Annotated in this window: 10 protein-coding genes; all 10 read right to left on the bottom strand. The window is 64.6% G+C overall.

Annotated elements, in window-relative coordinates:
* Nucleotides 1-919 (bottom strand): HAMP domain-containing protein (locus VGE27_RS18995; protein ID WP_331051251.1); only part of this gene is annotated, 919 nt, incomplete at its 3' end.
* A 128-nt stretch (nucleotides 920-1,047) separates the two neighbouring features.
* The gene (locus tag VGE27_RS19000; protein WP_331051252.1) at nucleotides 1,048-2,562 is read right to left on the bottom strand and encodes a globin-coupled sensor protein; all 1,515 of its coding nucleotides are present in this window, start codon (nucleotides 2,560-2,562) and stop codon (nucleotides 1,048-1,050) included.
* A gap of 340 nt (nucleotides 2,563-2,902) precedes the next feature.
* Nucleotides 2,903-4,168 (bottom strand): ABC transporter permease, encoded by a 1,266-nt coding sequence (locus tag VGE27_RS19005; protein ID WP_331051253.1) that lies wholly within the window; start codon nucleotides 4,166-4,168, stop codon nucleotides 2,903-2,905.
* 2 nt (nucleotides 4,169-4,170) lie between these two features.
* Nucleotides 4,171-5,406: an ABC transporter permease gene (locus VGE27_RS19010; RefSeq protein ID WP_331051254.1), complete on the bottom strand. Its 1,236-nt coding sequence runs from the start codon at nucleotides 5,404-5,406 to the stop codon at nucleotides 4,171-4,173.
* An 87-nt stretch (nucleotides 5,407-5,493) separates the two neighbouring features.
* Nucleotides 5,494-6,747 carry an ABC transporter permease gene (locus tag VGE27_RS19015; RefSeq protein WP_331051255.1) on the bottom strand — a complete coding sequence of 418 codons (1,254 nt, stop codon included), beginning with the start codon at nucleotides 6,745-6,747 and terminating at the stop codon, nucleotides 5,494-5,496.
* A gap of 3 nt (nucleotides 6,748-6,750) precedes the next feature.
* The gene (locus VGE27_RS19020; RefSeq protein ID WP_331051256.1) at nucleotides 6,751-7,998 is read right to left on the bottom strand and encodes an ABC transporter permease; all 1,248 of its coding nucleotides are present in this window, start codon (nucleotides 7,996-7,998) and stop codon (nucleotides 6,751-6,753) included.
* A 23-nt stretch (nucleotides 7,999-8,021) separates the two neighbouring features.
* A complete protein-coding gene (locus VGE27_RS19025) occupies nucleotides 8,022-8,825 on the bottom strand; it encodes an ABC transporter ATP-binding protein (protein ID WP_331051257.1) in 804 nt (267 codons plus the stop codon).
* Nucleotides 8,822-10,108 carry an efflux RND transporter periplasmic adaptor subunit gene (locus VGE27_RS19030; protein ID WP_331051258.1) on the bottom strand — a complete coding sequence of 429 codons (1,287 nt, stop codon included), beginning with the start codon at nucleotides 10,106-10,108 and terminating at the stop codon, nucleotides 8,822-8,824. The genes VGE27_RS19025 and VGE27_RS19030 overlap by 4 nt, the downstream gene beginning before the upstream one ends.
* 12 nt (nucleotides 10,109-10,120) lie before the next feature.
* The gene (locus VGE27_RS19035; RefSeq protein WP_331051259.1) at nucleotides 10,121-11,638 is read right to left on the bottom strand and encodes a TolC family protein; all 1,518 of its coding nucleotides are present in this window, start codon (nucleotides 11,636-11,638) and stop codon (nucleotides 10,121-10,123) included.
* Between the two features lie 152 nt (nucleotides 11,639-11,790).
* Complete coding sequence (locus VGE27_RS19040) at nucleotides 11,791-12,516, bottom strand: hypothetical protein (RefSeq protein ID WP_331051260.1); 726 nt, start codon at nucleotides 12,514-12,516, stop codon at nucleotides 11,791-11,793.
* Between the last annotated feature and the right edge of the window lie 3 nt (nucleotides 12,517-12,519).

Below are 12,519 nucleotides of genomic sequence, written 5' to 3' on the forward strand. Positions count from 1 at the left end.
GATCCGCCTCGATGGTGTGCTGTGCATTGTTGCGGGCCATCGCGGCGAGTTCGGTCAGGCTGCTCGTTGTTTCTTCCAGGCTGGCCGCCTGATCGGCAGCGCCATGCGCCAAGGCATCGCTTCCGGCGCTGATCTCCGTGCCGGCGTTCGACACTTCCGACGCCGCCACGGCGACCATTTGCAGCGCGGCATCGAGGTTGCCCACGGCGTCGTTCAGGGCCGTCTGCAACACGAGGTAGTCACCGAGATACGTGCCTTCCATGCGCGCGGTGAGATCACGGCCCGCAACACGTTGCAGCGTGCCCGATGCTTCCTGCAACGGCGTGGCGACCGCATCCATCACCCGGTTGAGGCCAAGCGCGAGATCGGCGTAGCTGCCTTCGTGACGCGCGATATCGGCACGGCGCGACAGATCACCGGCGCGGGCCGACTCGTTGAGTGTGGCCGAGTCGGTGACGATGGCCAGCACGTTGCGCTGGGCCGCATTGAGCGAGAGGATCGACGCCTGACAGGTGGCGATGATGCCGTTCACCGTGGCGGCGAGCTGTCCGAGTTCATCCTCACGATCGATTTCGATGGGCGTCGTGGTCGCCTCGAGCGTACCCGTGAGATCCCCATGAGCCATGCCCGTGGCGATGCGCTCGATGCCGGCGATGCAGTTGCGACGCAACTTGGTGGCGCGGTCGGCGATATCGTGAATGGGGGCCAGCGTGCGCTGCACGATCACGTAGGCACACCCGCCTACCGCGGTCAGTACAAGGGCCGCACCGACGAGCACCCAACGGGCGAGCGCCAGCGAGGTGTTGCTCTGGTCCGCCGGCAACAGCCACAGTGCGGCCAGATCACTCAACAACGCGACCAGGGTGAGGCCACCGATCAGCCACCCGATGCGGCGCGAGACAGACTTCGTGTGCGACATGATACAACTCATTGGGATTGAGAGACTACGGGCATCCGGCATCCGTCATCGGTGCCGAGAATGCCACTGACAGGAAGTATCGACCGTCTTCCTGTCGGTTTGACACACCTCCGCATCGGATCTTGGGCTTATCCGATACGCTTGAGACGGGGTTGACCGACGGCGATTCTACCCTCGGAGCGGAAGCGCTCCACGGCATTGCCCAACACGGCTGCGCGGTCACTCAGTTCCATGCTGGTGGCACTGCCTTCCTCCGCATTGGCGGCCACCGTCTGGGTAACTGTGTTGACCTGATCGATGGCCTTGGAGATTTGCTGCACGCCATCCTGCTGCTGGGCGGCGGCCGAAGCCACCTCCGACATCACAAGGCGCACCCGATCCGCCTGGCGAACGATCTCCGAGAGCGTGCCCAGCACGGTATCGTTGAGACGCACACCGGCATTCGTGCTCGATACCGACTCTTCGATGAGCGCGGTGGTATTGCGTGCAGCCTCCGCACTGCGCATGGCCAGGCTGCGGACTTCTTCAGCCACCACCGCAAAGCCACGGCCTGCGTCACCGGCGCGTGCGGCTTCCACGGCCGCATTGAGCGCCAGCAAGTTGGTCTGAAACGCGATTTCGTCGATGGTCTTCACGATGCGCGCGGTGGCGTCGGAACCGGCCTTGATGCGTCCCATCGCCTCGGCGAGCTGCTGCATCGACTGTTCGCCGCTGACGGCCGTTTCGCGGGACTGTTCGGCCAGGGTGCGGCCCTCTCGTGCGTGCGCCGCACTGGCCTGGGTCATGCTGGCGAGCTCCTGCAGGCTGGCCGCCACTTCTTCGAGTGATGCCGCCTGATGCGACGCGCCGTCGCTCAGCATGGCACTGGCATCACGCAACGAACCGGATGTACCCAGGATTTCGTCGGCCGACTGGCGCACCACCTGCATGGCACCCTGCAGTTCTTCCAGTGCCGAGTTGAAGTGCGCTTGCACTTCGGCATTGCGACCGGTGTAGGTGCCGGTGAGTCGTACCGACAAATCGCCCTGCGCCAGGTTCGCGAGTGCGGCGCTGATGTCGTCGAGGAACCGCATCGCCTCACCCTTGAGGATGGCTTCGATGCGTTCCTGGCGGGAATTGGTGAGCGACGTGAACACGATCGCGATATCGACCTGCAGCAGGCGATCGAACGCACGCTGGAACCGATACGATTCCGCGTCCGTGGCACCGCCCTTCTCGACCGCGGCAAACATGTGCTCGCGAATCACCTCATACATCGCCACGTACCAGTTCGAATCGAGGTCGATCCGCTCGTGCACCTGACCGACGAGGCGACGGTAGGCGATGTAGCCGTCGTCCACGACACCCCCGAACATCGCCAATAGGTAGCGCGTGACCAGCGGACGCTGACGGTCCACGGACGTGTGGCGATCGATGATATCCTGGGTGACCTTGTTGCCCGCGATGTGTGCGTAGAAATCGTCGATCATCGCGTCGCAGGCGGCACGACACACGGGCTCCCAGACCTGCACTACGCCAAGATCGGCGGTGGTGAGTTTCAGGAACTCGAGACGACGGCGCACTTCAATGTCTGAGACTTCGATGCGGCCCAGCGGATAGGCGCGCTCGGCATCTTTCTTCGCAGTGGAACGGAACCAGGACATGAGCTTCACTCGGATGGGTCGCGACCCGGGGTGCCCTCAACGTCGAGGAGCTGGGGCCCGTGTCCGGGACGTGATCGCGATGGCCTAGGAGCTGGTATCGGCATTGCACACAACGTTTTGTAGCCGTTCCGGTGTGCTTACAACATTGTAAATCGCGTGGTCCTGCAAGCACTCCATTCATCACCAGAACGCGTCGTGTCAACCAGAAAATTTCTTTTGCCGACACGACGATAGTCCTGCGAACATACGCCTCCATGGAATGGCGTCAATGCAATGTGAATTGAGCCGCAATCACGACAAAAGACATCGGAAAGCGCGAAAGTCCGACGGACGTGCTCGACTATTCGTAGCGTAGGGCTTCTACCGGATCGAGTCGTGAGGCGCGCAAGGCGGGCAGCATGCCAAACACCACGCCCGTGGCGATGCTCGCACCGATGGCGGTGATGATGGCCGATCCCGGAATGGAAGTGGGGATGGACGTGTTGGTGCGGACGATCCAGGCGAGGATGGCACCCAGCATCAACCCCACCGAGGCGCCGATAGAGGTGAGCGTGGCGGCTTCCACGAGGAACTGCCAGAGGATGGTCACGCGTGTGGCCCCCAGTGCCTTGCGCACACCAATCTCACGGGTGCGTTCGGTCACCGAGATCATCATGATGGCCACCACGCCCACGCCACCAACGAGCAAACCCACCGCAGACAGTGCCAGGCCCACCATGAAGATGGCGCCGAAGAGCTGGTCGAATGTTTCCAGCATGCGGTCCTGCGCCACCAGCGCAAAGTTGTTCGGCTGGGATGGCTTGAGTCCGCGGCGGCCGCGCAACATCTCCGTCACCGCGTCCATCACCACCGCCTGCGACACACCGGGGCGTGGCTTGACCATGATGAGCAGCCCGCGCCGCCACACATCGAGGTGACGATAGGCAGTCATCATGGGAAGAATGGCGCGCGGCTTGTCCGGGCCGCGCCCATCCATCGATTTGAGAAAGCCGGCTTTCGTGTGGAACACACCGATCACGGTGAACTGCTTGCCCTCCACCGAGATCTGTTTGCCGATCGGATCGGAGTCGCCGAACAGTCGTGCCTTCAGCGTATCGTTGATGACCACCACCTGCGCGGCCGCATCATGTTCGGCGCGCGAAAAACTACGGCCCGGTGAAATGTCCGCCACATCGGTCTTGATCCAGTCGGTGCTCTGCGCGTCGTACCCCACGTTGGTGACGTGGCGGTCGCGGTAGTCGAAGTTCGTTTGACCGGAGAGCCATGCTGTGGCTGTCTCGACGTCGGGCATCGCCCGAATGCCGGCCCATTCGTCGAGCGTGATGGCGGGGTTGCGCCGATCAGGGCAGGTGTCGTCGGTGCCATCGCAAGCGTTGAACCCCACGCCGCGGCGGCGCACCTGAAACGATGTCGCGCCGAACTCGTCGAGGTCCGACTGAAAACTCTGGCGAATGCCGTGCACGGTGGCGCCCATGGCCACCACCACGAACACACCGATGGCCACGCCGGCGATGGTCAGGCCGGCGCGCACCTTGTTGGCGCGGATTGCTTCGAGTGCCATGCCAATGCCTTCGAGCGCAATCAGAATTCGATCGAAGAATCGCATGGTCACTCCTGCCGCAGCGCGGCAATGGGATCGAGACGCGCCGCGCGGCTGGCCGGATAGATACCTGCCGCAATGCCGACACCGGCGCCCACCACCAACGCCGCCACCACGGACCACGGCGCCACCGCGGCGGGCAGGGGAGTGAGCGCCGCAATCGTGGCGGCCAGCCCCACACCCAGCCCGATGCCCACGGCGGCTCCCACGACGCTCAATGTGGCCGACTCCACCAGGAACTGCGACATGATGTCGCGACGCCTCGCCCCCAGCGCCTTGCGCACGCCGATCTCCCGCGTGCGTTCAGCCACGGCCACCAGCATGATGTTCATGATGACCATCGCTCCCACCACGAGGCCGATGGCCGGCAGGGCGGTACCAAACACCACCATCTTCGACTTGATGCCGTCGAAGAAGGCCAGCGCTTCATCCTGTGTTTCCAGCGCAAAGTTGTCGGCCTTGCCGGGCGGCAGGCGCCGCGCCGCGCGCAACACTTCCCGTGCCGCGTCCATGCCATCGGTGACCAGCAAGGCAGACGGTGCCTGCACCACCATCGACTCGATGTCACCGCGTGGGCGAATCGCGCGTTGCAGAGGGCTGGTGTACGGCGCGATGGCGAGGCGATCCAGCGAGAAGCCGAAGATCGTGCCCTGCTTCTCGATCACACCAATCACCTCGAACGGCGTACCGTTCAGGCGCAGCTCGCGCCCGATGGGATCGAGGCCCTTGAAGAAGTGTTCGGCCACTTCCACGCCGATCACGATCACGCGGGCGCCGATGTTCACTTCCTGCTGGCCGAACGCACGTCCACGTTCGAGGTTGAACTTCTTGATCGTGAAGTAGGCTGCCTCCGTCGCTACGGCCTGCACCTGCCGCGGACGATTGAACGGCGAGTGCGCGAACATGAATGTCTCGCTGGCGATCGCCGACAGACTCCCCGGTGGCAGTACACCGCGCACGAGCGCTGCATCCTGCGGGAAGAGTCGCGGGCGGCGCTGGATCTCGCGCCAATCCAGATTGTCGTCGGTATTGAAGTCCTGCCAGCGGCGCAGCGTGAACGTATTCACGCCGAACAGCTTGCCGGCAAAATCGTTCTCCACGTAGCGGCTCATGCCTTCCACGATGGATACGACCGCGATGAGGAACATGACGCCGATGGTCACGCCGATCAGCGTGAAGAAGCTCTTCAGCTTCTGCACGCGAATGGTGGCCAGCGCCAACCGGACGGCTTCGAAGAATGCCATCGGTGGTGCCTCCTGAATTGTGGGCGAACGGGAGTTCAGCCGTCACCCGGTATCACACCGGGCGACGCACATCCGGTCTACGCGGATCTACTCGTAGCGGAGGGCTTCGACCGGGTCGAGCTTGGCGGCACGGCTCGCCGGGAGCATGCCGAACAACACGCCCGTCACGCAGCTCGCGCCCAGCGCGGCAAACACCGCCCAGGGGGGAATACTGGCATCGATCGGAGTGAAGCTGCGGATGAGCAAGGCGCCGAGCCAGCCGACAAACAGGCCGATCGCACCACCAATGCCGGTGAGCGTGACCGCTTCGACCAGGAACTGCCAGAGAATGGTCGCACGTGTGGCACCGAGTGCTTTGCGCACGCCGATTTCACGGGTGCGTTCGGTCACCGAGATCATCATGATGGCCACGACGCCCACACCACCGACGATGAGGCCCACGCCCGACAGCGCGATCATCACGAGGAAGAACATGCCGAAGATCGAGTTGTACGTCTCGAACAGCTTGTCCTGCGTGATGATGGCAAAGCTCGACTCTTCGGCCGGGCGGGTCCCGCGCACACCGCGAAGCGCAGCCGTTACGTCGTCGATGACCTGATCACGCGACACGTTTTCACGCGGCTTCACGGCGAGGCCGATGTTGCTGGCCCGCGCGCCGACATAGCGGATAAGCGCCTGCACCGGCATGACGGCCTTGGGGCGTTCACCACCGGACAGGAAGCTACTGTTGTCCTTGTAGACGCCGATCACTTCGAACGGCACGTTGTTCACCAGCAACGTCTTGCCGATCGGGTCGAGCTCACCGAACACGCGCTCCACCATCAGCGTGGTGATCACGACGACGCGGGCACCGGTGCGGGCTTCCGCAGCGGTGAACGCACGCCCCGGATACACTTCCGGCGCGCCGATCGTGGTCCACTCGGCCGAGTACCCTTCCACCGATGCGCTCGACAGCTCGCGATCGCGATACTTGACCTTGGCGCCCCAGTCGAGGCGCTCGCCGACCGCTTCGATGGTCGAGATGCGGCGCAGCGTCTCCACTTCGTTGGAACGGATGGGGGGATTGCGCAGCCACTTGCAGGTCTCGTCGGAGCCATCGCAGGCTTCGAACGAGATCGGATAGCGCGTCACGAAAAACGTAGTCGGGCCGGTGCTCGCGAAGTCCTTGGCTACGGACTTGTTGATGCCGTGCACGGCCGCCGAAATCGCGACCACCACGAACACACCCACGGCGATGCCGAGGATGGTGAGACCGGCGCGTACCTTGTTGGCGCGCACGGCGTCGATCGCAATGCGGACGCCTTCGGAGACGGCGGAGAGACGGGTGCTCAGGGCAGACATCGGCTATTCCTGACGCAGGGCAGCGATGGGATCGAGCAACGAGGCGCGGCTGGCCGGATAGACGCCGGAGATGATGCCGACACCGGCACCCAACGCCACACCCACTGCGATCGACCAGGGCGCGACACTGGCGGGCAAGGGCGACACGAGGGAGATCAGCTTGGCGAGTCCAATGCCAAGCGCGACACCGATGGCGGAGCCGATGGTGCCCAGCGTGCTGGACTCGATGAGGAACTGCAGCAGGATGTCACGACGCTTGGCACCAAGCGCCTTGCGGATGCCGATTTCGCGCGTGCGCTCGGCCACGGCCACCAGCATGATGTTCATGATCACGATGGCACCGACCACCAGGCCGATGGCTGGAAGCGCCACGCCGGCGACCACGAGGTAGCCCTTCATCTTGTTCCAGAACTCGAGCGCCGTATCGGCGGTCTGGAGCGAGAAGTTGTCCTTCTGCGAAGGGCGAAGACGGCGATGGCCACGCATCGACGCGCGCACGTCTTCCATGGCTTCACGCATCGCGGGCTCGCTGGGCAGCTGCACCGCCACCGCATCGACGATGTTCGGGCGCGCGTTCACGAGGCGCCGGGCCGGTGAGCGCCAGGTTGTGATGAGGAAATTGTCCATCGACATGCCGAAGATCGAACCCTGCGTCTCGGCGATACCCACCACGCGATACGGCACACCGCCCAGCTTCACGTCACGATCGATCGGATCGAGACCGGGGAAGAGGCGCTTGGCGGCGTCGATACCGATGACGGCCACCTTCTCGCCACGACCCAGCTCCTGTTCGGACAGCACACGGCCTTCCGAGACACCGAGCTTCTTCATGTTGAAGTAGTCGCCATCGACGGCGGACACCTGCACTTGGCGCGGCTTGCCGCTTGCACTGCTGGAGGCCGATACCTGGCCATCGCTCACGATGTACCAGTTGGCATCTGCAGGCAGGGCGCTGGTCACGGGCTCGACATCGGTGATCTCGAGCCGCGGACGCCGGCGGTATTCTTCCCACGTGGCCTCGTCGACATCACCGATGTTGATGTTCGGACGGTGGCGCACCTCGAAGGTGTTCAGCCCGATGAGCTTCCCCACCAGGTCGTCTTCCATGTAGCGCCCCATCCCTTCGACGATCGACACGACGGAGATGAGGAACATGACGCCGATGCACACACCCAGCAGAGTGAAAGCACTCTTGAGCTTCTGGGTGCGGATCGTGCTGAGCGCCAGACGGATGGCTTCGAAGAACGGCACGGTGGGACCGGCGAGAGACGTGATTAGTGCGCGGCGCTGACGCCGACGCGCTCGACAAACTGGTTGCGACGCTCGTCGCTGGCGATGACACCGTCACGGAGCACCACGACACGTCGCGCATTGGCGGCGATATCGGGTTCGTGCGTGACCATCACCACTGTCTGGCCTTCCCGCGACAACTCGTCGAACACGCGCATGATCTCGGTGGAGGTCTGCGAGTCGAGGTTACCGGTGGGTTCGTCCGCGAGCAGGATGGACGGACGGTTCACGAGCGCGCGCGCAATGGCGACACGCTGGCGCTGACCGCCGGAGAGTTCGTTGGGACGGTGATGCATGCGTTGGCCCAGCTGCACCCGCTCCAGCGCCTCGGTGGCGCGGGCACGGCGCTCTTCGGCCGACACACCGGCGTAGACCAGCGGCAGTTCGACATTCTGCAGCGCCGAGGCGCGGGGCAGGAGGTTGAACGTCTGGAAGACGAAGCCGATTTCCTTGTTGCGCACACGGGCCAGCTGGTCGTCGCTCATAGCCGACACCAGCATGCCGTTGAGCCAGTACTCGCCCCCATTCGGCGTGTCGAGGCAGCCGATGAGGTTCATCAGCGTCGACTTGCCGGAGCCCGATGGGCCCATGATGGCGACGTATTCATTGCGACGGATGGCGAGATCGACGCCGCGCAGTGCGCGCACGACTTCACCGCCCATGTCATACTGCCGGGTGAGCTGACGGGTCACGATAACCCAGTCCTGCCCCGGGCTTGCGCCCGGGGCATTGACGACGGCACGCCGTTCGCCGGTGGTGCTGAGGCCGATCTCGTCAGCGCTGCTCATGACTTGGTGCCTGCCGCGGGCTTCTTCTCTTCCGGCTTGGTCACCTTGATCAGGGCGCCGTCCTTGAGCTCACGAATGGCCTGGTAGGTGCCGGCCACTATCGTCTCGCCGGCCTTGAGGCCAGTCAGCACTTCGAAGTGACGTTCACCAGCGATGCCCACCTTCACCGGTCGGAACGTCACCTTGTTGTCGGCGCCGACGATGAACACCCCTTCCACGTCGCGCTTGCCCACTTCCTTGGCCGGCTGACGTCCGCCGACGGCGACCGCAGAGTCGCCACTGGGCAGGCTCTCGTTCTCACGCACCGTGAGTGCAATGATCGGGATGCTCAGCACCTTCGTGCGCGTGGCGGTCACGATCTTCGCGGTGGCCGAGAAGTCCGGACGGGTATCGACCGGCGGATTCAGGAGCTGCACGCGCACTTCATAGTCGATGGCCTGATCACCGGTGTTGGTGGTGGCCGTCTTGGTAACCGAACTGTTGGAGATCTCCACCACCTTGCCCACGAACGTGGTGTCGGGGAAGGCGTCGATCTGAATCAGCGCCGAGTCGCCGACGTTGATACGGGCCACGTCGGTTTCGTCGACCTTCACCTTGGTCTCGAGCACGGCCATGTCGGAGATCGTGAGCAGCGTCGCGGCATCCTTGTTCAGCGTGCCCATGATGGCCGTTTCGCCTTCTTCCACGTTCAGGCGGGTGACCTTGCCACTCATCGGCGCCACGATCGTGGTGCGGTTGAGCGCCTGACGCGCATCGCGCACCGAGGCCACGGCCTGTTCGACCGAGTACTCGGCCGCTTCAGCGAGTGCCTTGTTCACTTCCATCTGCGTCTTCAGCTGCTCGATCTGCTCGACGCTGACCAGCGTCGGCGTGGTCTGCTGGATCTTGAGCGAACGCTCGTAGTTGCGCTCGGCCTGGATCAGGTTGGCACGCGCCTGTGCCGACTGCGCCTTGGCCGAGGCCTGCGCGGCTTCGGAACGCTGCAGTGCGGCGGTCGGCTGTTCCGGATCGATCTGGAGCAGGAACTGGCCCTTCTTTACGATATCGCCTTCTTTGACGGAGAGGCGCACGATCTTGCCGGTGACGTCCGCCGAGACATTCACCATGGTGCGGGGCTGGATCTGTCCGCTGGCCGTCACCGAGGCCACGAGATCCCGCGACTCCACCGCCTCGGTGCGCACGTCGACCGGCTTGGTGTTGTTCTTCTTGGCGGCGACAAAGGCCAGGGCGGCCACAGCGACGACGACGACGCCGCCGATGCCGTACTTCACGGTCTTGGTCATGATAGATCTCGGTTAACGAAGGGGGCGACCGACGGCGTTTTCGAGTGCCGCGAAGGCCCTTTGCACGTCGTAAACAGCGGTGATGCGATCCGTAGCGGCACGTTCGTAGTCGCCACGGGCCTGCACGAGGTCCACGATGCTGATCGCGCCGACGCGATAGCGTTCCTGGGCGAGTTCCAGCGCGGTGCGCGCGGTGCGGACGTTTTCTTCCTGCATCACGACAGTCTGCTGCGCGGTATTGAGCTGCAGATAGGCTGCCGTGACGTCCGACGAAATGCGCAGTTCCTGATTGCGCACCTCGATCTGCGCGTTGCGCTGGTTCACGCTGGCCTGCTCGATCTGCTGCTCACGACGAAAGCCGTTGAAGATGGGCAGCGAGAACGCGATGCTCAGATCGTACGGATTGCGCGTGAAGTCGAACGGGTACTTGCCCTGCGAGTCGCGGATGGCCTGCTCATCGGCCGGCGTGAAGGACAGTGCCTGACACTGCGCGAGCCGGTTGTCCAGATTGAGCCGGGCGCGCACTTCCTCCGTGCGGATGCACGACGCTTGGCTGCTCAACACCCCCGCCTGGCCTTGCTGGATGAGGGCGTTGGTGTTCGTGAACCGATTCGTAAAACCCGACAGGCTCGCCGAAAGCGCCACGGTTGGGATGTACGCACTGCGGGCGGTCGATACCGAGCGCCGGGCGCTCTCCTGGCGTGTGCGGGCTGCGTCGAGCGAGGGGTTCTCGCTGCGGGCGCTCGCAAGGACCGCCTGCAGGTCGAGCGTGGGCGTGGGCGCCAATGTGGTGTCGAGACGCGTTTCCAGTACCGGCGGCATGCCGATCTGCTGGTACAGACGAACGATCTCGATGGCCGCCTGATTGCGTGCGTTCAATGCCGCCACCCGCTGCTGGCCATGCGTCACTTCGGCGCGCTGCACATCGAGCTGCGTGCCGGAGCCCACCTGGAGCCGCGCCTGCGCGAGCTGGAGCTGCGCTGAGGTGGTGGTGAGCAGGGTGTCCTGCAACTGCGCCCGCGCCTGCTGCTGCAACGCCGCCAGATACTGCACGGTTACATCGTTCCGCAGCCGCTGTTCGGTGGCTTCGATGTCCGATTCGGTCGCTGCCTGATTGGCCTTCATGGCGCGGCGATCATTCACCGCGGCCATGGAAAGATTCAGGTTCGCGGACGCCGAAGCGTCGGTGTTGAGCTGGTCGTTGGTGGAACCAAAGCCCTGGCCCTGAAAGAACGTCTGCCGGCCTTCGCGGTAGCCGCCGCCGAGACGCGTGCTCAGGGAGGGCAGGAAGGCACCCGTGGCCGCTCGGACGTTGGCCGATGCCGTACGACGAGCGTTCAGCGCGGTCTGCAAGGCCGGGTTGTTGCGGCGGGCCAAGGCCAGCGCGTCAGCCAGGGTCAGCAACGCACCGGCGGTCGGAGCTGCCGGTGCAGCCTGCGCCTCGGCCAGGAAGGGCACCGTCGAGCCGAGAAGGCCAGCGGCCAGCGCGACCGTCCTGAAGAGCACGTGAGATTTCACGGAAATCGTCATGGGACAAGCTGGGGGAGGGGAATGGACAGGGGGGCATACGACCCCGGCTCAGCGATTGTTTCAGCGATCACGCAGTTCATCGGCCAGACATTGGGGACGAGCGGAAACGGGCCAGGCAGGACGCGTCGTCGCGCCCCATCCGGGACAACCACCTACCGGGGCACGTCATCGCGCCGCGCGTCGAGTCCACGACTTGGAATGGCAATGCGGAGCAGATGCCCGTCCGCGTCGGCCCATACCAGCCGCACCTCACTGGACGCCGTCACCACCCGCCATCGCTGCGAGATCCGGTGCGCGCCGGCGATGGTGACCGTGTCCGCAATCGACTCCAGCACGATACGCACGGCGCCCTGGCTGTTGGCCGCCGGGGTGAGGCTGGGGCGGGTGACCCCGTCACCGGGCACGCGCAGCGGCAGGCGCACGAACAGTGCGTGCTGAACAAGGCCCTCCTCCTCCACCACCACGGCGCCCGGGCGCAGCAGGTATTCACGCGCGGCCTCGCCGGTCACGCTGCGCGCCAGGGTGGTGAAACGCCCGCGCACCCGCTGCCCGCCAAGGCGTAGCGTCTGTTCCGTCCCCTGGCGTTCCTCGAGCGTATAACGCACCGGGGTGCCGGCGGAATCGGCTTCGAGGCGCATGGCCGTGCGCCGATCACCGGTGGCCGATTCGGCGCGGAGCTCGAGGGCTGCTCCATCGGTCCCCGTCAGGCGGTGGACGGAGAACTGCTCTCGCCCGACCCGCTGGCCGCGAACGACGATGGTGAAGCTCCCCTCGTCGATGCGCTGCAGCACGCTGGACTGCGCAAACAGGGCCGACGGGGCGAGCGCCAGCAACACCGCAGCACGGAGAACCGTCAGGCGCGCCCTCAACGGGGCCATCAT

This window comes from Gemmatimonas sp. (assembly GCF_036405635.1).
Taxonomy (GTDB): domain Bacteria; phylum Gemmatimonadota; class Gemmatimonadetes; order Gemmatimonadales; family Gemmatimonadaceae; genus Gemmatimonas.